The following is a 21,853-nucleotide window of genomic DNA, read 5'->3' as shown; positions in this document are numbered from 1 at the left end:
CGGAAAGCGCTTCCCAAACGGTTTACTCGTTCGAGAATACCACCCGATTCCTCCCACCCTTCTTGGCCCGATACAGGGCCTGGTCTGCGCGTTCCAGCATCTGCTCGAGCGTATCGTCTTCCGAGCCGAGATGGGTGACTCCGATACTGACCGTACAAGAGATCGGGGTGTCATTGTTGATGTCGAACGACAGGGCTTCGAAATTCGAACGAATCCGTTCTGCCAGTGCCGCAGCTTGATCCGGCGACGTTTGCGGCATCAACAAGGCAAACTCCTCCCCGCCCAGCCGGCCGAACAGGTCGGACTCGCGCACCATGTCCATGTTTAGATTGGCGAGGCCCGCGATCACGACATCTCCAGCAGGATGCCCCCAGGTATCGTTTACCAATTTGAACTTATCGATGTCCATCATGGCCAGAGAAACCGGCTGTTTGTATCGTGCCGCACGTCCAAGTTCTGATTTCGCCTCTGTCATCCATCCACGCCGATTCATGGCCCCCGTCAGGACGTCGGAAGATGCCGTTTGGCGCAGTTCAATGCTATCGATCAGGATCTTTGCGAAATTGGAAAGGATATCCACTTCTTCGGACGTGAACTCGCGTGGCGAGGTTCCCATCGCACAAAGGCTCCCGATGTTGTATCCATCCGGAGTGGTTAGCGGAAATCCGACGTAGGATACAACGCTAGGGTCTCCCACCACGAAAGGATGATCGGCGTAGAGTGGATCTATTCGAGCATCGGAAATGATATGCGCGCCGGTCTGGTCGATGGTCCTGGAGCAGAAGGATAGTTCGCGCGGAAACTCCTGCACATCGATGCCGCGTCTCGCCTTGAACCAGTGTCGACGACGATCTATCAGTGAAACCCCACTCATCGGTACCTTGAGGACCTGACGGACGAGGGCTGCTATGTTTTCAAAGGCCGTATCCGCTTCGGTATCGAGGACACCAAGGCGCTCCAGGGCGCGGACTCGACCCTCTTCATCATTCAGCTTCACCTCGAACATGCAGACCGCTCCGATTTCTAGTTTTTAAACGTTTCCATCATCATGATGAGTCTAGCGTTTCACCCACAAGCTGAACATCATGCCGCCATGTTTTTTATGCGCGGCCTGGCATGCAGTCGCTGAATAGAAGGAGATACCACGGTTCCTTCGACACATAGAGGGGGGAGCCACCCTGATGGTGGTGTCATCCACGAACGCTGGCACATGGCCCCGGTGCTCGACCTGATGGTGGTGATGCCCGGCGCCGACTGCTGAACCAGATGCCGCTCTAGAAAGATAGGTATTTCTGCACGACTCACAGGAAATATTTGAACCAGGTGAAAAAAATGCCACACTGCAAGGCTCATTGCGGCCGTAGACATGCCATGGATTGACAATGACGCAGAGGGCGATCGATAATCGTTAATAATGAATAACTTATCGATTTATAATAAAACCTTGGCATGTTGAGAGAACGTTTTTTGCCATGCTGCCCATGAGATGTTCGTAATGCAGCCGCCACCCCTTCCCGAAGACGAGCTCGAGCGTCTGGCCGCACTCCACGCCCGAGGAATTCTCGATACCCCCCCCGAGGAGCGCTTCGATCGTCTGACTCGCATCACCCAACGCGCCCTCGGGGTCTCCACGGTGCTGATCTCGCTCATCGACAGCGATCGCCAGTGGTTCAAGTCACGCCAGGGGCTAGAAGCATGCGAGACACCCCGGGAAATCTCGTTTTGCGGTCACGCGATTCTTGCCAGGGATATCTTCGAGGTCCAGGACACCTGGCAGGATCCGCGCTTTCAGGACAATCCGCTGGTCACCGGTGAGCCCTTCATCCGCTTCTACGCAGGCGTGCCGCTGTTTTCCGCCAGCGGCTTTGCGCTGGGCACGCTCTGCCTGCTTGACCCCCACCCCGGCAAGCTTGACACAGGCGAGCGCCAACAGCTTGTCGATCTCGCCGCCTGTGTCGAGAGTGAGATCAACAAGCAGGTCCTCGAGCAGGTGCGCGAACGTGCCGAGAAGCTGAAAGGCGAGTTCGTTTCCATGGTCAGCCACGAACTTCGCACTCCGCTCACCTCCATCTCGGGGGCGCTGGGGCTTCTCGACAGCGGCATACTGGGAAGCTTCTCTGCCGAGGCCGACCAGATGCTCGATATCGCCTACAACAACAGCAAGCGTCTGACCTTTCTGATCAACGACCTGCTCGACATCGAGAAGCTCTCGTCCGGCAAGATGCACTTTGACATGCAGCCACAGCCACTGGCGCCGATGATTCGCCAGTCCGTCAAGGCCTTGAGTACCTACGGTCAGGAGCGCGAGATCACCATCGACATCCCTGAGCCCCTTGCCGAGGTAACGGTCACGGTCGATGCCCAGCGCTTGCAGCAGGTGCTGGCCAACCTGCTTTCCAATGCCCTGAAGTTCTCACACCCCGGCGGCCAGATAGAACTCGGTGCCGACTACAGGGACGGAAGGGTAGAGGTCAGTGTGCAGGATCACGGTCGGGGCATTTCTGCCGAGTTCCAGGAACGGATGTTCGAGAAGTTTGCCCAGGCGGAAGACGTCGACACCCGCACACGGGGCGGTACCGGTCTTGGTCTTGCCATCAGCCGCGAGATGGTCGAGCGCATGAACGGGGAGATCGGCTTTCACTCCATTGAGGGTGAAGGCGCCCGCTTTCACTTCACTCTGCCGGCAAGCCCTCTTGCTGCCAAGGCGGCCACGCCCACCAGGGTGGCCACGACAGTTGACGGTGCCAGGAAAAGAAGCGCCTGGCAGGTGTTGGTGATCGAGGACGATCTGGACCTTTGCCGCGTGCTCGAAGCCCAGATAGGCAAGGATGTGGGCCTAGAGCATGCCGGAACCCTCGGCGAGGCAAGGACGCGTGTGGCCCTTGAGGACTTCGACGTGATCCTGCTCGATATCGGCCTGCCGGATGGCAGCGGCTGGACGCTGGTGCCCGAGATCCGCACCCGCCTGCCCGAGGCACGCATCGTCGTGCTCACCGCGCAGGAGGTGCCTGAGGCCGACCGCGCAAGTGTCGATGAAGTATTGCTCAAGACCCGGACAAGCCCCGAGGCCATGCTTGCGGCAATGGGCGTACCACAAAACGACCAACTCTCGAAATCAGGAGACAGACCCTGATGCTGCAGCGAATTCTCTGCGTGGAAGACGACCCGGACATCCAGGCCGTGGCCAGGCTAGCCCTGCAGGCCCTTGGAGGCTTCGAAGTAAAGCTCTGCAGCTCCGGCAGCGAGGCCCTGGAGAAGGCCGGGGCCTTTGCCCCGGACATGATTCTGCTCGACGTGATGATGCCCGGCATGGATGGTCCGGACACGCTGGCCGCCCTGCGCCAAGAGCCTGCCCTGGCCCAGGTGCCCGTCGCCTTCATGACCGCCCGGGTGCAGCGCGATGACATCTCGCACTATCTGGCCCTGGGCGCCTGCGGGGTGATCGCCAAACCCTTCGATCCCATGACGCTGCCAAGCCAGGTCAAGGCCCTGTGGCAGGAAGCGTCGTCATGACCACGCCACAAGAGGCCCTCGAGGCCCTGGAGGCGCTAGGTCGGCAGTTTCGCGAGCAATTGCCAGGGCGCCTGGAAGCGTTGAAACAGCACCTGGATGCGCTCTCACCGAATGAACTCTCACCGGAAGTCCAGCTTTCCGATGCAAGCCGCAGAGCCGAGCTCGAATCCCTTCACACCCTTTCGCACCGGCTCACCGGCACCGCCGGCACCTTCGGTATGCCAGGCCTCTCGCAGAGTGCCCGCCGCATGGAGAAGCTCGTCCTTGACGAGCTGAAGGAGACGGCGCCGCCAACCCCTGCTCGGCAGAAGGCACTCGAGCGCGCGCTCGGAAACCTGTTTGCGGTGGCGCGCCAGAGCCTTTCGAGCGCCTCGCAGTCTCTGCCCGTGCCGGCACCACCCTCGGCAGCTTCTTCCCAGCCGCTTCTGTTCCTGCTTGAGGACGATGCCCTGCAGCTTGCCCACATGGCGCAGGCCCTGGAAGACAGTGGCTATCGCACGCGGGGCTTTGCGCAGACCGAAGATTTTCGGCAGGCGTTAACGGATCCCCACGCCGAGTCGCCAGAGGCGGTAATCCTCGACATGGTGCTCGAGGACGGTGCCCTGCAGGGGGCTGAGCTGATTCAGGAGCTCGGTCTTGGCGGCAGCGCAGGGATTCCGGTCGTTGTGATATCGGTGCGCGACGATCTCGAGGCAAAGCTTGCGGCCCTGCGGGCCGGGGCCCGCCGCTATCTGACCAAGCCGGTGAACCTCGCGAATCTCTCCGACCTGCTGGACGCCCTTCTCGGACGCGAGCCATACACGCCGTATCGTGTATTGCTGGTAGATGACGACCCCCTGCTCCTGGAAAGTCAGTCATTGGTGCTCGAGAGCGCTGGCATGCAGGTGCTCTCCCTGGCCGAGCCGATGAAACTGCTCGAGGCAATGGCGCAATGGTCGCCGGAGGTGGTGGTGCTCGATGTCCACATGCCCGAGGTAAGCGGACCCGAACTCGCCGCCGTCCTGCGCGAAGGCGACAACCATCTTGAATTGCCGATCCTCTTTCTCTCCGCGGAGACTGACCTTCAGCAGCAGCTCCAGGCACTCAGCCTCGGTGGCGATGACTTCCTGGTCAAGCCGGTGCTGCCAGAACACTTCATCGAGGCGGTGTCGGTGCGTGCTCGCCGCAGCCGCCAGCTTGTCACCATGCGCAAGCGCCTGGAATCCTCGCTCTACGAGCGCAAGCGCGAACACATGGCAGTCAATCACCATGCCATCGTGAGTGTTACCGACAACCGCGGCCAAATCATTGCGGCCAACAATCTCTTCTGTCAGATCAGCGGCTATTCTCGACAGGAGCTTCTGGGACAGAATCACCGCATCTTGAAGTCCGACGTTCATCCACCGGAATTCTACCGCCAGCTGTGGCTGACCATCAGCAGCGGACGGGTATGGAAGGGGGAAATCTGCAACCGCAGCAAGGAGGGCAGAGACTACTGGGTGGAAAGCACCATCACTCCCTTTCTCGATGACACGGGCAAACCCTACCAGTATATCTCGATTCGCACCGATATCACTCGGTTGAAGCAGGCGGAACAGGCACTCAACCAGCGGGAGCGCGAACTCGTCACTACCCTGGACGCCACTCAGGACGGCATCCTCTCGGTGACCCCCGACCGTCGCGTGAGTTTTGCCAACGAGCAATTCTGGACACTCTGGGGGCTGCCTGTACCGACGTACCACCTGGGGAGGGATGAACGTGAACACCTCAGGATGATGCAGCACAAGGTGAAACGAACCGAAGAAGGCAACTTCCTCGATCATCTCGATAGGCTCTATCAGAACCAGGATACCCTGAACGACACTGTCGAACTGCTCGATGGCCGTTTCCTCGAGGTTTACTCCCAGGCGGTGATCGGAGGTGACACCAACGCCATTGGCCGGGTGTGGAGCTTTCACGACATCACTGAAAGCAGGCGTGCCCAGGCCGAGATCGAACGCTATCAGGAGCGCCTGCGCCTCGCTCAGATGTACGCCAACATCGGCAGCTGGGAGTGGAACATTCAAAGTGGCGAACTCTACTGGACGGAGCAGGTTGCCCCCCTGCTCGGCTACCCGGAGGGTGAGGAGACCGAAGCCAGCTTTGACAACTTCATGCAGGCGGTGCACCCCGAGGATCGGGATATCCTCAATGAGGCCATTCGCGTCGCTGTCGAGGACGCTGCACCCTATGAATGCGAGTTCCGCGTAGTGTGGCCCGATGGCCGCGTGCGCAGGCTACTCGCGCAAGGGGCCGTGCTGCACGATGAGAAGGGCGACGCCTTGCAGATGCTGGGCGTGGTGCAGGACATCACCGAAAGGGTGGAAGCAGACAGAGCCCTGCGCGAGAGCCAGGAACGCTTTATCTTCGCCGTGGAGGGAGCAGGCGATGGGGTCTGGGACTGGGATATTCCTCGAAATGTCACCCATTATTCGCGGCTCTACTCCGAGATGCTCGGCTATCCTCCCGAGGAGTTCTCCCTAGATGGGCAAGCCTTGCAGAGACACATCCACCCCGATGACCTGCCTCTTATCCAGGAGCGCGTTAATGGCTTTCTTGAGAATCGCCGTAATACCTACAAGATAGAAGTACGCCTGCGCTGCAAGGATGGCCGCTATAAATGGATTCTCTGCCGCAGCACCGTGGCCGCGCGCGACATCGAAGGCAAGCCTATACGGGTGATAGGCATCCACAGCGACATCGATGCCCGCAAGGAGGCTGAAGCCGCCCTGATTCGTGCCCGTGAAGAAGCCGATCGCGCCAACCGGGCCAAGTCCGAATTTCTCTCCAACATGAGCCATGAGCTGCGCACGCCGCTCAATGCCATCATTGGCTTTGCCCAGATTCTCGAGTACGAGGAAGGCCTCGGTGTTGATCAGCAGGACAGCGTGGCGGAGATCCTCAAGGCCGGGCACCACCTGCTTGTCCTGATCAACGAGGTGCTCGACCTGGCCAAAGTGGAATCCGGGCGGATGGATCTTTTCCTGGAGCCGGTCTCGGTGGCCAAGGTGGTCGAGGAATGCCTGGGATTGGTGCGCGGCCAGGCCGCCAAACGGGGCATCCAGATCAGCACCGAAGGCCTTGAGGGAGCCGTGGTACAGGCCGATCGCACACGACTAAAACAGGTGCTGCTCAACCTGCTATCGAATGCCGTGAAGTACAACCGCGAGGCGGGGCAGGTCAAGGTGGGGTCTATCCCACTGGGCGAGATGCGCCTGCAGATCCAGGTCACCGATACCGGCATGGGCATTGCGCCGGAAGACCATGCGGCGCTCTTCCAGCCATTCAATCGTCTCGCGGCCGAGGGCACCGCCATCGAGGGCACCGGCATTGGCCTGAGCATCGCTCGGCGCCTCACCGAACTCATGGACGGGCACCTGGAGGTGGAAAGCGAGCTCGGGGTGGGCAGTTGCTTCAGTATCGAGCTTCCCAATGAGCTACACCGACCGCCCTCCGAGATGAGCGAGACCCAGACAGCAGCCAGCGAGCCTGACGGTCACCACGCACAGCAAGCAGTGCTCTACATCGAGGACAATCCTGCCAATCTATTAGTCGTGGAGAAGCTGCTTCGAGGCCGAAGCCACATCAGGCTTTTCACTGCGGAGGTAGCCGAGCAGGGCATCGCCATGGCTCGAGATCAGCGTCCCGCCCTGATTCTTCTCGACATCAACTTGCCGGGGTTGAATGGCTTCGAGGTGCTCGAGATTCTCCGCAACGACCCCATGAACCGGGGTGTTCCGATCGTGGCGGTGAGCGCCATTACCATGCCCGATGATATCAAGCGCGCCAGGCGGGCGGGCTTCGATGACTATCTGACCAAGCCTTTGGATGAGGTGGCCTTTCTCGAGACAGTGGATGCGCACCTGAAGCCGGATGGGCCGACAAGGGAGGCGCTGGACTGATGCCGCGAGATCCTGATGCCCTTGCCTTAGACATGAAACGGGAGCACCTGCCTGACCATGCCTGATCTGAACGAAGACTTTCTCAAGACCAGCGGTATTGTCATCGTCGACGACGAGCCTGCCAACCTCAAGCTCATGGACCGGATGCTCCGCGCTGAAGGCTACCAGAACCTGCAACTGATCTCCGATCCCCGGGAGGTGGTGCCCCGCTACCGGGAAGAGGGCGGTTCGCTGATCCTGCTCGACATCAACATGCCGTATCTGGACGGTTTTGCGGTGCTCGAGCAGCTCCAGGCCCTCGATGACCGGCTGCTGCCGCCGGTCATGATGCTCACCGCCCAGACCGACCGGGAATTTCTGCTGCGTGGCCTTGCCCTGGGTGCCCGGGACTATATCACCAAGCCCTTCGACCGTGCCGAGTTGATGATGCGGGTCCGCAGCCAGCTCGAGGTGCACCTGGGCAAGCGCATGCTTCACGAGCACAACACCGTGCTCGAGGAAATGGTGCGCTTGCGTACGGAGGAATTGAGCAGCACCCGTCTGCAGGTCGTGCGACGCCTGGGGCTTGCCGCCGAGTACCGCGACGAGGAAACCGGCGAGCACATCCTGCGCATGAGCAAGTGCTGCGCACTGATTGCCAGGGAGCTGGGCTGGGACGATGCCCAGTGTGAGCTGATCTTTCTGGCAAGTCCCATGCACGACATTGGCAAGATCGGCATTCCCGACCGCATCCTGCTCAAGCCCGGCAAGTTCGAGCCCGATGAGTGGGAGATCATGAAGACTCACGTGACCATCGGCGCGCAGATGCTCGACGGTGACGACTCGGATCTGATGCGCCTGGCGCGAGATATCGCCCTGACCCATCACGAGAAGTGGGACGGCAGCGGCTACCCTAACGGCATCGCCGGCGAGCAGATTCCCCTTTCGGGAAGAATTGCCGCCATCAGTGACGTCTTCGATGCCCTGAGCTCACCGCGCCCTTACAAGCATGCCTGGCCGATAGAGGAAGTGCTCGCCTTGATCAAGGAGAACCGCGGCAAGCACTTCGATCCCATGGTGGTGGATGCCTTTTTCAGGGTGCTTCCGGCTATCCTGGAGGTCCGGGAGCGCTACCAGGATCGCAACAAGTTAACGACCTGACATTCCGAGTCCAACTGTCTTCAGGGGGGCTCGTGCCGACAACGGATTTCTCGAGCACCTCGGCAAGTGCCCCTTCGTTGATTTGGGGCATCTTGCGGAGCTGACATCTCCCCGCTTTGGCTGGTACGCGGCAGGCTCTCGAACCGTGCCGGCACGACCACTCTGACATCGACGCCGTCCGGTTCGCGCTGTTCGGTCAGGTGGTCCAGGCGTTGCGCTCATGCCACGATGGCCGGGGGCGTCTCAACGTCCCTGGGCACCTCGACGCAGCCAGTCATGCACGAAGACCAGCTTGCGGCGCGAGAAGTCCGACAGCACGAAGGGGTAGAGATCGGACAGGCCCATGGAGCGGTTGACGTGGTTGACCCCCGCCACCAGGGAGGCCGCGACATGGATCAGACGCTCGGCGTCGGTTTCCACGTAGGGGTCCCAGCCGGCGCTCGGCTGTTCCGGCGAGGAGAGGCCTGCCGCGACGAAGCTGTCAGTGATATCGGTCAGGTGCAACAGGTGGGCGGCGGTCTCGGCCCAGTCCTCATGAGGATGCGCGGAGGCGTAGGAGGTCAGGAAGCTCATGCGCCAGCCAGGCGGCGGGCCGTCATGGTAATGGCGCTGGAGCGCGGTGGGATAATCTGCCCGCTCATCGCCGAACATGGCCCTGAAGGCCTCAAGAAAATCCTCTCGCAGGCTGAGACGCCACCAGAGCATATGCGCGATCTCATGGCGCATGTGGCCGATCATGGTGCGGTAGGGTTCTTCCAGGGCTTCTCGACGGGTGATGCTCAGGACCGGGTCTGCCTCGGCGACGCTGATCGTCACCACGCCCCCGACGTGTCCCATGGGCACCGGGGTTGGGCCCTCGGCCAGCATGTGAAACACGGGGCGAGCGCCGGGGTCCTCGGGGCGGAACCAGTGCCAGCGGCCCAGGTTGTCGAGTACCCAGCGCTTGGCGGCCTCGGTCTGTGTCCAGTTGGGAATGGCATTGGGGATGGAAGGGTCCGGGGCCAACTCGGTCATGGCGCAGGCCCGGCAGAAGGCGCCCTGCTCGGGCGCGATCCAGTTGCAGCCGATGACCTCCCGGTTGGCGCAGAACGGCGGCATGGGCAGAAAGGTCCTGGCCTGCGGATCATAGGCAACGGGCGTACCGTCGGCGGTGGCGAGGTTATCGAACCAGATGGATCCGTCACCGACCGGGTTGGCAAAGACACGCATGAGACAGCTACTCCGTAGGCATGACAGGGCAGATGTCACCACCCAGTGCGATGCATCCTCCTCCCTCCCGCCTCGCTAATCAAACCCTCAGTGGCGTGAGGCCGGGCAGGCCCCGTATTCACCGCACGTCTCGAACTCGGCGCTGATCTAGCAGGACACCGGACTACCCGCTTCTGCGTGACCCTTCTCGTTGAGCTCGGAATAGAAGCACACGTTGTTGCGGCCAGACGCCTTCACCGCGTACAAGGCCTTGTCGGCGCATCGGATCAAGTCGTCCATGCTGACTGCATCGTTGGGGAAGAATGCGACGCCGATGCTGACTCCGAGCTCGAAGCGAGCACCATCAACAATGAAGGGTTGCCCGATCGAAGCGATGATGGCTCGCGCGATCTGCCTTACAGATGCAACGTCTGAAACATTGGGAAGAATGAGAGTGAACTCGTCGCCGCCCAGGCGTGCAACCGTGTCGGAACTCCGACGGCCATCGCGCAGCCGATCGGCGGCCATCGCCAGCACGCTATCACCCGCAGCATGCCCGGCTGTGTCGTTCACTTCCTTGAAATGGTCCAGATCCATGAAGCACAGGGCGACCAGCGAACTGCCACGCTTCGAATTAGCGAGGGCCTGGGAGAGGCGGTCGTTGAACAGCACCCGCGAGGGCAGCCCGGTGAGGATGTCGAAGTTGGCGAGCCTTCGATCTCTCTCGCGGAGTACGTTCAGCTCGGCATAGGCGTTGCTTAGTTCGCGGTTCTTGTGCCGTTCCCGTTCCGCGGCGGCTTGCTCACGTCGACGATCCTCCTCTGCCTGGGTGCGCAACTCGACCAGCATGGCCTGGAGTTTTTCGTTGACGGTGTTCAATTCGGACAACAGTTCGGTGCGTGACAGCTCCGAGATCTGCTCGCGCTGCCTCTCCAGGAACGACTCGGTGGGAATGAAACCGCGATCCGACACCTTTTTAAGCAGCAGGCAGCCATGCACCCCCTCGCCAGAAGTGAGGTCGGTTATGCGGTCAAAGACGAGGTCCGCAAGCTCGCGCTCCGTCTGTTGCAGCGGAGCGGGAAACATGATCGCGAGGTAACAGGCGGCATCGGCGGCCTGAAAGCCGACGTTGAGGGAGGACCGTCGCGCGTCCGCATCCAGTCGCGCGGCGATCTCGCAGGTGGCAAGGCCGAGGCGGGTCGCCACGGCATCGGTGAAGCCGACGTCCTGCGCCAACCTGTGTATGCGCTTGCCGACGGTCACGCAGTCGGTGTCGCGTTCTAAAGGGAGCTGCAATAGTTCGATCATGCCCTTACCCTGATGACAACACAGCCAGCGTCGTCGGAGTCGCGCCCGAAGGTGGCGACAAGTCGCTCCGCCGCCGCCTTTGGTTCACCCTGCAACAACCATTCTAGTTCGGAACTGTAGATACGAGAGGAAATGCCGTCGCTATGCATCACGAGAACGCTATCGGCGGCCATTACCTGCTGCTGAACCCGCGGCTTCGGCGCTACCTGTCCGATGATGCCGTCCTGGGGGACGATTATCTTCGACGTCGCGCCGAGGGTGCGCGTGACGATGTCACCCAGCCCACAGAATTCCAGCAAGCCGTCCGCAGCATTGACGCGGCAGAGCGCCGCCACGCAGCCGCGGCCACCACGCAACTTCTTCTGCAGCGACAGCATGATCAGGTCCATCGCGGCGTCTGGATCCACCTGGTTCAGGTGGTCGCAGGCCTCACGGGCCACCGCCTGAGCGAGCACGCCATGCCCGAGGCCGTCGATCATGGCGGCGAACAACCCGTTCGCGGTCGGCCGCAGCAGCCCCATGTCGCCGCAGGCACCGCTCGCTTCACCCGGGAGCGGTCGAGTGGCGATGCCAGCGTCCACGAGCAGCGGGGTCACAGCCACCTCCTCGCCACGATCCGGGTGCCCACCGCACGACCCTCATCGAAGTGGAGCTCGTCCATCATGCGCTGCACGCCGGGCAGGCCGAGTCCCAGAGAATTTGCCGTGCTGAAACCATCCCTCAAGGCAAGGTCGATATCGGCAATTCCCGGCCCCTGGTCCTCGGCGGTGATCTCGAAGCCCTGGCGCCCCTGGTGCTCAAGCACGCACAGGCGCACCAGTCCTCCTCCCGCATGCACCACCAGGTTGCGGGCGAGTTCACTCGCTGCCGTGGCGATCTGGAAACGAACCGGGCGGGTAAACGGAAGTTTTCGCAGCATGGCTTGAGCCGTGTCGACGGTGACCTGTACATCATGGCTGCTGCGCACCGCGATTTCGTGCGCCTCGGCTTCGAGCACTTCAGCTTCCCGCGACGTCTCGCTCGTCCGGGGCGGTGGCACTGACGGATCATGGATGCGAGGCACGATTTTCCTTCGAGGCGCGGACATGCTGTCGTCCGGTCTTGTTCATCGAACGGTCGGCCGTGAGCAGGGCAATGGCGTGATCGATGTCCCGTGCCTTTGGCACCTCCTCGAATCCGATGTCGAGCATGGCTAACGCGGAGGCGAGGCTGGCGGGGATGTCACAGATCACTGTCGGCGAATCCAGCAGCGTGGCGGTGCGCGCCAATCGGACCAGCACCTTCGTCACATCTGACGGCATGATAGTGACCATCGACAGGTCCACGACGAGCCCCAGGGGTCGGTCGCGGCTGATGTCATAGATGAGCCGGGTGTACAGCTCCCCGGCCACCTCGGTGTCCATATCGATCGGCAGCGTTACCACCAGGCAGCCTTGCGTTTCATGGACGGCGAAGTGGCCACGAGTGCCCACCTGCATGGTTGCTGGCCCAGGCACCCCGCTGACTGCCGCCTTGATGGAAGGCGCCGTAGTGGGCGAAGCCTCCCTCTCCGTCATGGCTGGGCCTGTGTACGCGGCACTACCTGCAATTCCAGTCGATCGAAGGCAAACCTCAGCGCATCGCTGATGCTGACGCGAGTGACGATATCTTTCAGGGGGATACCCAGTTGTACCAACGCCTGAGCCACGGAAGGCGAGATCCCCGAGATGACGCACTCGCACCCAAGCAGTGTGGCCGCCTGGGTGATCTTGATCAGGTGGTTGGCCACCGCCGTGTCCATGGCGGCAACGGCGCGAATGTCCAGGATGAAGATGCGGGCGCGGGTTTCGGAGATTTCTCTGAGAACACCGTCCATCACATCATACGAGCGGACCGAATCGACGACACCACTCAGCGACAGCAGCAGGACCCCGTCCCAGAGCTCAGATACCGGGATGCGGGTGGTGTTTTCCATTTCAGTATCGTCATGGCTCGTCGACATGATGGTTTCCTCATTATAAAGACATAACCCAGACTATGCCTTGGATAGGCAATGTTGGGAAGGCTGGCTTGACTCATTGGCCCAGAAAGTCCGGGGCAACCGACCATCCAGCATTCTGGTCTATGTCGAGGCCATCATTTTTTCGGGTTTTCGGGGCTCTACGCGGGGGCGGCGGCCTCACCGCCCATGCCGTTTCCGCGTCCAGAGGAGGATGGCGCCGAGCAGCAGCAGCACGGGGCCGATGAAGCCGACGGGGCTGCCCGCCTGCAAGCCGATGATGGGCAGGATGGCCCCGAGGATCAACAGGGCGATGGCAAGGGTCCGGACCGACATGGGCAGCGTCTCTGTGCAGGTGTGCCGCCAGTGTAACGTCGCGCTGGCATGGCATGCAGCCCCCACGCGGCTGTTGCCTGTTGTCCCATGACGGATTGACGTAGCGTGGATCGGCAACGGTCCTTCGCCCCTGTTCCGGTGTGGGGCTGTCTTCGTTGGCTGCCCCGGAACGCAAGGCTCTTGTCATCGTTGAGGCCCCCTCCATTCCGACACCGGAGATATTCGAATGCCATTTTCCCTCTGGCTCTCCCTGGCCGCGGTCTGCGCCATGGGCGCCATGTCGCCTGGTCCGAGCCTGGCCCTGGTGCTGCGCCACACCCTCGGCGGCGGGCGGCTGCCGGGGGTGTCGGCGGCGCTCGCCCATGCCCTGGGCGTGGGCTTCTATGCCCTGCTGACGGTATGGGGGCTGGGAGCGCTGGTCGTGCGCTTCCCGATGCTGTTCCAGGCCATTACCTGGGCCGGGGCAGCCTACCTGGCGTGGCTGGGCGTCAAGGCCCTGAGGGCCGGAAGGGCGGGCGCCCTCCACGCCACCGGTATGGCCACCAGCCGTCGTCAGGCGGCCCGCGAGGGGATGCTGGTGGCGCTGGGCAACCCCAAGCTGATCCTCTTCTTCATCGCGCTGCTCAGCCAGTTCGTGACCCCCGAGATGAGCCTCGCGGCCAAGCTGGTCGTGGTGCTCACGGCGATGGTCATCGATGGCGGCTGGTACGTGCTGGTGGCCGTGGGCCTTTCCCACTCGCGGGTGCTGCCCTGGCTGCAGGCGGGGCCCCACTGGCTCAACCGCATCACCGGGGTGTTGCTGCTGGCGCTGGCATTGAGGGTGGTGGCTGGTCCTGTCGTCTGACCCCCCCCAGCGTTGATGGGCAGGGTGCCCATGTGCCGGTAGACCATGCGTTTTGCTGATAGGCTGAGAGTCAGTCTCATGGACGGAATCATTCTGGATGAAGGATCTGACAATGCAGGCCGCGCGGTTGGCGGTGGTCCTCGAGGAGGACCCCGATGCTGCCGCCACCCTCTCCGTGCAGTTGCGCACCCTGGGAATTGAATCCCGCTACTGTCGGCATGGCCAGCACCTGATGGGTGAGGTCATGGCGCGTCGCCCGGAGTTGGTCATCATGGCCCTGGAGTTCGGCCAGGAGGATGGCTTCTCCATGCTGCGCCGGCTCGCCGAATGCGGCTATGGCGGCCGGGTCCTGCTGCTCAGCGGGGTGGAGCGCAAGATCGTGCGCATCGCCGAGCGCCTGGGTCAGGCTCTGGGGCTGCAGATGCTGGTCTCGCTGGACAAGCCAATGCGGCTGCTCGAACTGCGCCAGCGTCTCGAGGGCAATTCCCTGAATGACCCGTCCGATTCACCGCATCCCTGTCGCATCGAGGAGCTGGACCGGGCCTTCGCCCGCCGCGAGATCACGCTCTACTACCAACCTCAGTTCGAACTGGCCACTGGTCGCCTCAGCGGCGTCGAGGCGCTGGTGCGCTGGGACCACCCCGAGGCGGGCCTGCTGGTGCCCGGCCGCTTCCTGCCACTGCTCACGCCTGACCAGAACCGTCACCTGACTCGCCGCGTCCTGCAGCTGGCGCTGGAGGACGCGAACCGCTGGCGCGAGGCCGGCCTGTCCCTGTCGTTGTCGGTCAATGTCTCCGCCGATGACCTGATGTGCCCGGGCCTGCTGTCGCTGGTCGACGAGGGTCGCCGCGCGGCGGGCGAGGCGCCGGTGGTGCTGGAGATCACCGAGACCGCTGCCATGGAGGACGAACTGCTCGGCAGCGAGGTCGCGGCTCGGCTGCACCTCAGCGGCCTGGAGGTCTCGGTGGATGACTTCGGAGTGGGCTTCTCGTCGCTGGCACGGCTGCAGCTGCTGCCGATCAGCGAGCTCAAGGTCGACCGAAGCTTCGTCAGCCGCCTGCTCGATGACCCTCAGGATGCCGCCATCGTCGAGGCGGTGGCGCTGCTGGGGCGTCGGCTGGGCGTCCGGGTGGTGGCCGAAGGGGTCGAGGACCTCGCCTGTCTGGCCACCCTGGAGCGCTTCGGCTGTACCCACGTGCAGGGCTTCGGCCTGGCGCGTCCCATGCCCGCCGAGGACATCCTGGCGCTGGCCGGCGCTCAGTCGCCGATTCGCGCCAGCAGCGATCTCAGTGGGGCATCGCTCGGCAGTACCCCGTAGGCCGGGCCAGCCTCCTCGCCCAGGCGCGAGCGACAGAAGGTCTCGGCTACGTCCGCCGGCCCGTGGCGCAGCAGCAGGGCGGCCTGAAGGCACTGGGCCAGTCGCTGGGCCAGCCAACGGGCACGGGGCTCGAGGGCCTCGGGGGAGGTCGCCAGCTCCGCGTCCAGCCCTGCCAGCGCGTGGTCGAACTCGGCCAGCCGACCGCGCACCGGGGCCAGCTCCGCCCGGACGGCCTCCAGCGACGCCGGATGGCGCGCCAGCACCCGCAGCAGGTCCAGGCAGATCACGTTCCCCGACCCCTCCCAGATCGAGTTGACCGGCGCCTCGCGGTAGAGCCGGGCCAGCGGAGCTTCCTCCACGTAGCCGATGCCACCCAAGCACTCCATGGCCTCGGCCATGAAGGCGGGCGTGCGCTTGTTGTGCCAGTACTTGGCCAGGGTCGGCAGCAGGCGGGCCAGGGCGGTCTCGTCCGCGTCGCCACGGGCGGCGCCGTCGAAGGCCCGGGCGGTGCGTAATAGCAGCGCCAGGCCGGCCTCCACCTCCAGGGCCATGTCGGCCAGCAGCACCCGCATGAGCGGCTGGTCGGCCAGGGCACGTCCGAAGGCGTGACGTTCCCGGACATGTCGCCAGGCCTCCACCAGAGCCTCGCGCATCATGCCCACCGGGGCCGTGGCGGCATCGAGCCGCGTCTGCTGGACCATCTCGAGGATGGTGGCGATGCCGCGCCCGGGCTCGCCCACCCGCTCGGCCCAGGCACCGCGGTACTCGATCTCCGCCGAGGCATTGGCGTGGTTGCCGCACTTCTCCTTGAGGCGCTGCAGCTCGATGGCGTTGCGCTCGCCCTCGGGCGTGAAGCGCGGCACCAGGAAGCAGGAGAGGCCGTCGTCGGTCTGGGCGAGGGTCAGGAAGGCGTCGGACATGGGGGCGCTGCAGAACCACTTGTGCCCCGTCAGGCACCAGCCTTCGCTGCCCCGGTCGGCACGGGTGGAGTTGGCGCGCACGTCGCTGCCTCCCTGCTTTTCGGTCATGGCCATGCCGAAGGTCAGGCCGGTCTTCTCCATCGCCGGCAGCACGCGCGGGTCGTAGTCCCAGGCCAGCAGGCCCGGCCCCCAGTGTGCCTCGAGGTCGGGCGACTGGCGAAGCACCGGCATGGCGGCGTGGGTCATGGTGATCGGGCAGCAGAAGCCGGGCTCGGCCTGGGTCAGCAGGTAGAGGGCGGCGACATGGGCCTGATGACCACCGCGACCCTCCTCCTGCCAGGCCACGGCGTGCCAGCCATGGTCGATGGCCAGGCGCATCAGCGCATGGTAGGCCGGGTGGTAGCTCACCTCGTCGAGGCGTCGGCCGTGACGGTCGAACAGGCGCAGCTCCGGTGGATGACGATTGGCGGCCTCGCCCAGGGCCTGGACCTCGGCGCTGCCGGCCTCTCGGCCCAGGGGCGCGAGTCGCCTGGCTACCCAGTCCGGGGCCTCGCGGGCCAGGGCCTCCATAAGGGGCGTGTCCCCGGCGAGGAGGTCGCGATCGCCCGGAGGGGCGGGCTGGTTGGTCACCTCGTGGGTGGCCAGCCGGGAGCGGGCAGGGGCGTCGGGCATGGTCGGGCTCCGCAGGAGAGGCCTGACCTGAGCATGGTCCCCGCCCCGCAGGCGGTCAACGCGCGGCGTGACGCTGCCGCCGCGACTGGTTAGTCTGATGACATTTCCCCGGGAGTCCCCCATGACCGTCACCCCTCCCCAGGCCGGCGCGCCGCCCGAGCCGCATATCGCCGATGAGCAGATCCAGCTGGTGGATGCCCGCAACCGTCCCTGCGGCAGCGCGCCCCGGGCCACCATGCGGCGATTCCGCTTCTGGCACCGGGCCACCTATATCGTGGTACGCAACTCCCGCGGCGAGCTCTGCGTGCAGCGCCGCACCCTGACCAAGGAGGTCTTTCCGGGTGGCCTGGACCTCGCCGCCGGCGGCGTGGTGGGAGCCGGAGAGGCGGTCCACGTGGCGGCGCGCCGCGAGCTTGCCGAGGAACTGGGCATCCAGGGCGTGGCGCTGCGTCACGTGCTGGAATTCGTCCATGCCGAGGGCGGCAACCATATCTTCGGCAGCGTCTACCTGGTCGACCACGACGGGCCGCTGGCACTGCAGGCCGAGGAGGTGGCCGACGCCTTCTGGCTGTCGCCCGATGAGGCCCTGGCCCTTGACGGGGTCACCCCGGATACCCGCCAGGCGGTGAAGGCCTTGCGGTCCGCCGGCGAACTGGAGGCCAGACCATGAATCGCCCCGTCCAATTCGACGAACTGGATGCGGTGCTCGCCGCCCTCGAGGGGGTGGTGCTCGGCAAGTCCCGGGAGGTGCGCCTGGCGCTTTGCTGTCTGTTGGCCCGCGGTCACCTGCTGATCGAGGACCTGCCCGGGCTTGGCAAGACGACGCTGGCCCAGGCCCTGGCTCGGGTCACCGGGCTGGACATGCAGCGCCTGCAGTTCACCAGCGACCTGCTGCCCGCCGACGTGCTCGGCGTCTCGGTCTTCGACCCGCGTGAGGGGAGCTTTCGTTTCCATCCAGGGCCGGTCTTCCATGGCCTGGTGCTCGCCGACGAGATCAACCGTGCCACCCCCAAGACCCAGAGCGCGCTGCTCGAGGCCATGGAGGAGGGTCGGGTGACCGTGGAGGGCAAGACGCGCGAGCTGCCGGATCCCTTCTTCGTCATCGCGACCCAGAATCCCCAGGATCAGGCAGGCACCTTCCCACTGCCGGAGTCGCAGCTCGACCGCTTCCTGATGCGCCTCTCGCTGGGCTATCCCGACCCCGGCGCCGAGCGCGAGATCCTGCGCGGTCATGCCGGGCGGGTGAGGCTCGGCTCGCTGCCGGACCTGCTCGACGCCGAGCGGCTGCGCGACTGGCAGGCGCGCCTGGATGGCATCCATGTGGCCGATGCGCTGCTCGACTACGTGCAGGCGCTGGCCGCCGCCAGCCGTGAGCATCCCGAACTGGCCTGGGGGCTTTCCACTCGCGGTGTGCTGGCCCTGCTGCAGGCGGCGCGAGGCTGGGCGCTGCTCGAGGGGCGCGACCATGTGCTGCCAGAGGATGTCCAGGCGGTCTGGGTGCCGGTGGCGGGACACCGGCTCAGCAGCGGGCCGCGCGAGGAAGGTGAGGTCCTGGCGCGTCATCTGCTGACCCGTGTGTCGGTGATGGGGTGAGCGTGTCGGCGGGGGTGACGCCCAGCAGGCATCGCCGTGAACGGCTGCGCCGCTGGTGGCGTCGTCGTCTGGCTACCCCGCTGGAGACGCCCCTGTCCCAGCGGCGGCTGTTTCTCGCACCCACCCGCTTCGGCCTGGGGTGGGCGGCCCTTGTGCTACTGCTCCTGCTGTTCGGCATCAACTACCAGAACAACCTGGCCTACGTGCTGGCCTTCTGGCTGTTCAGCGTCGCGGTGGTGGCATTGCTGCGTGGCTGGTTCAACCTGCTGGGGGTCACCCCCGGGCTGCGCCTGCCCCGCGAGGCCTTCGCGGGCGGCGAGGCGCGCCTGGGCGTGGTGCTGCGGGCCCGTCGGGCGCGCACGGCCATCGAGCTTCACTGCGCTGGTGCCCGGGGGCAGCTGGATATCGTCGATGGTGTCGGCGAGGCCGAACTGGCCCTGCCGACGCCTCGGCGCGGCCCCATGGTCCTGCCCTGGCTGCGGGTCGAGACCCGCTGGCCGCTGGGGCTCGTTCGTGTGGTGGCCTGGGTGGGCCACGATGCCGAACTGCTGGTCTGGCCCCGCCCCCTGGAGGAGGACGAGCCGGCCGTGCGCCATGGCGGCGCGGGGCTGGAGACCGGTGACTTCGCCGGGCTGCGTCGCTTTCAGCCCGGCGACAGCCCCGGCCAGGTTGCCTGGAAGCAGTGGAGCCGCACCGGAGTGCTTGCGACCAAGGTGTTCAGCGTACCCCCCCGACGACAGCTGTGGCTCGATTACGATGCCTGCCGCGGCGACCCGGAGCGGCGCCTCTCGGTGCTCTGTGCCCGGGTGCTGGCGCACCACCGTGCCGGTGACCGCTATGGCCTGAGGCTGCCGGCCCTGACCCTGGCCCAGGGTGAGGGCGATAGCCAGCGCCGCCGGGCGCTGGATGCCCTGGCGCATTTCTCGGCGCCTTCTCGGGAGGAAGGGCGGTGAGGGCTCGACGCGCGAAGCTCGATTCCCCTGTCCTGCTGGCCGATGGCCGCAGGCTGGGGGGAAGCATGCTGCGTCAGCTGTTCATCGGCCAGTGTCTGGTGCTGGCCCTGCATCTCGCCTGGATGCCGGCCTGGCTGGTGGCGCTGGCCCTGGCGGTTGCCGGCTACCGGTTCCTGCAATTGCGCAGCCGCCTGCCCCGGGCCGGCGTGGTGCTGAGACTGGCCGCCGTGGGTGTGCTGGTGCTGGCGCTGTGGCTGCAGTTCGGCACCCTGGGCAACATGGACGCCCTGATCGGCCTGCTGCTCGGGGTCTATCTGCTCAAGCTGCTCGAGACCCAGGACCGGCGGGATGCCAGGATCGTGGTGCTGATCGGCCTGGTGGCCACCACCGTGGCCTTCCTCCACGACCAGGGGATTCTCATGGCCGCCGGGGCGCTGCTGGCGGTGGCCTGGCTGCTGCAGTCGCTGGTGTGGCTCGCCGGTGGCAGTCGCCTTCGCCAGACATGGCGAGAGACGGCCTGGCTGCTGGTGCTCTCGGCCCCGCTGATGACGCTGCTGTTCGTCTCCTTCCCGCGCCTGGGTCCGCTGTGGAGCATGCCGCAGATGGATCGAGCCTCCACCGGCTTGAGCGACGAGATATCTCCGGGCGATATCGCCGAGCTTTCGCGCAGCGCCAGGCGGGCCTTTCGGGCGAGTTTCGAGGGGCCTGAGCCCAACCCGGGCGAGCGCTACTGGCGGGTCTATACCCTGTCGCACTTCGATGGCATCCGCTGGTCTCGGGCGACCCCCGACCAGCTTTCCGCGACCCTGGAGCGTCCCGTCGGTGCCTTCGTCAGCCAGGGGGTTCGTTCCCCCTGGCAGGCGCCGGAGACCGCCCGCTTCAGCGTCGAGCTGCTGCTGGAACCGGACAGTCGTCCCTGGCGGCCCTCCCTGGGTACCCCGCTCGCCACCGAGACTCCCCAGCGCTACCTGGCCGACGGCACCCTGGAGGGACTGTCCGCGCTGAGTTCGCGCGGCCTGTTGACGCTCGACAGCAGTGGGGCGCCTCCGGCCAACCCGGACCCTGCCGGGTCGAGGTGGCACCGCCTGCTGCCGGTCGATGCCAACCCACGCACCCGAGCGCTGGCCGAGCGACTCTGGCGGGAAAGCGACAATGACCCGGATGCCTATCTCGAGGCGATGATGGCCCGTTTCGGGGAGTCGCCCTATCGCTACACGCTCACGCCGCCACGGCTGGTCGGCGAGCATCGTGTCGACGACTTCCTGTTCGACAGCCAGGCCGGCTACTGCAGCCACTATGCCTCGGCGGCCGCCGTGATGGCGCGCATGGCGGGCATCCCGGCGCGGGTGGTGGCGGGCTTTCTGGGCGGCGAACGGCATCCGGACGGACACTTCACGGTGCGCGACTACGATGCCCATGCCTGGGTGGAGGTCTGGCGCGAGGGTGGCTGGCGACGCCTGGATCCCACGGCGGTCATCGCCCCGGAGCGCGTCGAGCAGGGTGCCGGGGCCGTCGATGACGGGGCCGAGGCCTTCCTTGCCGATGCCGGTTTCTCTCCGCTGCGCATGCGCGAGGTGGATTGGGTGAACCGTATGCGCCTGGGATGGGAGCGGATGGAATATCGCTGGCAGCGTGAGGTGATCGGGTATCAGCGTGAGTCGCGTCGCTCCCTGATGGCGCGACTGACCGGCTGGTGGCGAGAGGCCTGGGCTCGGCTGGATGCGCTGTTGCCCGGACGCAGCATGCTCGCCACCGCGCTGAGCCTCGCGATAGCGCTGGTCGTGACGGCGGGGCTCGCCCTGCTGGTGCGAATGGGCTGGCGCCACCGGCGACTTCAACGTGACGAGCGGCGACTGGTGAGCGTCCTGCAGGCTTGGCTGGCTCGCCACGGACTGGCGGCACGGCCCGGGGAGTCGCCTGCCTCGCACCTGCGGCGTATCGCCCCCCAGGCCGGGCCGGCGGGCCGGGCGCTCAATGAGTGTGCCGATGACCTGGAGCGGCTGGCCTTCGCCCCGCTCGAGCGGGGCGAGCGGGCCGAGCGTCGTCGTCGGCTGTCGCAGCGGGTGTCCGAGGTGCGCCGCCGCCTGCCGAGGCGGCGGCGAGGCCGGGGCGGTACTGGCGCGTGATGGGTCGGCGTGTCATCGTAGGGGCTCAGAGAGCGAGCCCGACC

General features: G+C 64.9%; 19 protein-coding genes. 10 read left to right on the top strand and 9 right to left on the bottom strand.

From position 1 onward, the window contains the following. Positions 1-22: 22 nt before the first annotated feature. On the bottom strand, positions 23-1,006 hold the full coding sequence (locus ABE960_RS02380) for a sensor domain-containing diguanylate cyclase (protein ID WP_349760618.1): 984 nt from the start codon (positions 1,004-1,006) through the stop codon (positions 23-25). 489 nt (positions 1,007-1,495) lie between these two features. On the opposite strand from ABE960_RS02380, the gene ABE960_RS02375 reads away from it, so the two are divergent. From ABE960_RS02375 to ABE960_RS02360, 4 genes are read left to right on the top strand one after another with little or no spacing between them, the layout of a single operon-like run. Next, entirely contained in the window at positions 1,496-3,133 is a 1,638-nt protein-coding gene (locus tag ABE960_RS02375) for an ATP-binding protein (protein ID WP_349760617.1), read from the top strand. Further along, positions 3,133-3,513 (top strand): response regulator, encoded by a 381-nt coding sequence (locus tag ABE960_RS02370; RefSeq protein ID WP_349760616.1) that lies wholly within the window; start codon positions 3,133-3,135, stop codon positions 3,511-3,513. The genes ABE960_RS02375 and ABE960_RS02370 overlap by 1 nt, the downstream gene beginning before the upstream one ends. Beyond that, positions 3,510-7,433 carry a response regulator gene (locus ABE960_RS02365; RefSeq protein ID WP_349760615.1) on the top strand — a complete coding sequence of 1,308 codons (3,924 nt, stop codon included), beginning with the start codon at positions 3,510-3,512 and terminating at the stop codon, positions 7,431-7,433. The genes ABE960_RS02370 and ABE960_RS02365 overlap by 4 nt, the downstream gene beginning before the upstream one ends. A 57-nt stretch (positions 7,434-7,490) precedes the next feature. Continuing rightward, positions 7,491-8,573 carry an HD-GYP domain-containing protein gene (locus ABE960_RS02360; protein WP_349760614.1) on the top strand — a complete coding sequence of 361 codons (1,083 nt, stop codon included), beginning with the start codon at positions 7,491-7,493 and terminating at the stop codon, positions 8,571-8,573. Positions 8,574-8,816: 243 nt separating this feature from the next. Here the strand turns inward: ABE960_RS02360 and ABE960_RS02355 are convergent, their stop codons facing one another. The 7 genes from ABE960_RS02355 to ABE960_RS02325 all read right to left on the bottom strand — a co-directional run bounded on the left by ABE960_RS02355 (position 8,817) and on the right by ABE960_RS02325 (position 13,383). Next, the gene (locus ABE960_RS02355; protein ID WP_349760613.1) at positions 8,817-9,782 is read right to left on the bottom strand and encodes a zinc-binding metallopeptidase family protein; all 966 of its coding nucleotides are present in this window, start codon (positions 9,780-9,782) and stop codon (positions 8,817-8,819) included. Between the two features lie 147 nt (positions 9,783-9,929). Continuing rightward, positions 9,930-11,069: a diguanylate cyclase domain-containing protein gene (locus ABE960_RS02350; RefSeq protein ID WP_349760612.1), complete on the bottom strand. Its 1,140-nt coding sequence runs from the start codon at positions 11,067-11,069 to the stop codon at positions 9,930-9,932. Continuing rightward, positions 11,066-11,665: a SpoIIE family protein phosphatase gene (locus ABE960_RS02345; protein ID WP_349760611.1), complete on the bottom strand. Its 600-nt coding sequence runs from the start codon at positions 11,663-11,665 to the stop codon at positions 11,066-11,068. Before ABE960_RS02345 ends, ABE960_RS02350 begins: the two co-directional genes overlap by 4 nt. Beyond that, positions 11,662-12,066, bottom strand: coding sequence for an ATP-binding protein (locus tag ABE960_RS02340; RefSeq protein ID WP_349760610.1), 405 nt, complete (start codon positions 12,064-12,066; stop codon positions 11,662-11,664). The genes ABE960_RS02345 and ABE960_RS02340 overlap by 4 nt, the downstream gene beginning before the upstream one ends. Before the next feature lie 49 nt (positions 12,067-12,115). Then, positions 12,116-12,547, bottom strand: a complete 432-nt coding sequence (locus ABE960_RS02335) for an STAS domain-containing protein (protein WP_349760609.1) — start codon at positions 12,545-12,547, stop codon at positions 12,116-12,118. A 74-nt stretch (positions 12,548-12,621) separates the two neighbouring features. After that, positions 12,622-13,050, bottom strand: a complete 429-nt coding sequence (locus ABE960_RS02330) for an STAS domain-containing protein (protein ID WP_349760608.1) — start codon at positions 13,048-13,050, stop codon at positions 12,622-12,624. A gap of 177 nt (positions 13,051-13,227) precedes the next feature. Then, on the bottom strand, positions 13,228-13,383 hold the full coding sequence (locus ABE960_RS02325) for a hypothetical protein (RefSeq protein WP_349760607.1): 156 nt from the start codon (positions 13,381-13,383) through the stop codon (positions 13,228-13,230). A gap of 226 nt (positions 13,384-13,609) precedes the next feature. Here ABE960_RS02325 and ABE960_RS02320 point away from each other — a divergent pair, with 226 nt between their 5' ends. Together ABE960_RS02320 and ABE960_RS02315 are read left to right on the top strand one after the other, a co-directional pair. Further along, positions 13,610-14,227 carry a LysE family translocator gene (locus ABE960_RS02320; protein ID WP_349760606.1) on the top strand — a complete coding sequence of 206 codons (618 nt, stop codon included), beginning with the start codon at positions 13,610-13,612 and terminating at the stop codon, positions 14,225-14,227. Between the two features lie 97 nt (positions 14,228-14,324). Continuing rightward, on the top strand, positions 14,325-15,545 hold the full coding sequence (locus ABE960_RS02315; protein WP_349760605.1) for an EAL domain-containing response regulator: 1,221 nt from the start codon (positions 14,325-14,327) through the stop codon (positions 15,543-15,545). Here the strand turns inward: ABE960_RS02315 and ABE960_RS02310 are convergent. After that, positions 15,485-17,137: an acyl-CoA dehydrogenase family protein gene (locus ABE960_RS02310; RefSeq protein ID WP_349760604.1), complete on the bottom strand. Its 1,653-nt coding sequence runs from the start codon at positions 17,135-17,137 to the stop codon at positions 15,485-15,487. The genes ABE960_RS02315 and ABE960_RS02310 overlap by 61 nt on opposite strands. 121 nt (positions 17,138-17,258) lie before the next feature. On the opposite strand from ABE960_RS02310, the gene ABE960_RS02305 reads away from it, so the two are divergent. Genes ABE960_RS02305 through ABE960_RS02290 form a run of 4 tightly spaced genes read left to right on the top strand, consistent with a single transcriptional unit; the run spans position 17,259 to position 21,809 of the window. Beyond that, a complete protein-coding gene (locus ABE960_RS02305) occupies positions 17,259-17,807 on the top strand; it encodes an NUDIX hydrolase (protein ID WP_349760603.1) in 549 nt (182 codons plus the stop codon). After that, positions 17,804-18,730 (top strand): AAA family ATPase, encoded by a 927-nt coding sequence (locus ABE960_RS02300; protein WP_349760602.1) that lies wholly within the window; start codon positions 17,804-17,806, stop codon positions 18,728-18,730. The genes ABE960_RS02305 and ABE960_RS02300 overlap by 4 nt, the downstream gene beginning before the upstream one ends. Beyond that, a complete protein-coding gene (locus ABE960_RS02295; protein WP_349760601.1) occupies positions 18,727-19,683 on the top strand; it encodes a DUF58 domain-containing protein in 957 nt (318 codons plus the stop codon). The genes ABE960_RS02300 and ABE960_RS02295 overlap by 4 nt, the downstream gene beginning before the upstream one ends. Then, on the top strand, positions 19,680-21,809 hold the full coding sequence (locus tag ABE960_RS02290; protein WP_349760600.1) for a transglutaminase TgpA family protein: 2,130 nt from the start codon (positions 19,680-19,682) through the stop codon (positions 21,807-21,809). Before ABE960_RS02295 ends, ABE960_RS02290 begins: the two co-directional genes overlap by 4 nt. Positions 21,810-21,853 lie beyond the last annotated feature (44 nt).

The organism is Halomonas aquatica (assembly GCF_040196335.1).
GTDB classification, from domain to species: domain Bacteria; phylum Pseudomonadota; class Gammaproteobacteria; order Pseudomonadales; family Halomonadaceae; genus Halomonas; species Halomonas aquatica.
Note: the sequence above shows the minus strand (reverse complement) of the source record. Positions and strands in the feature narration are given on the sequence as shown.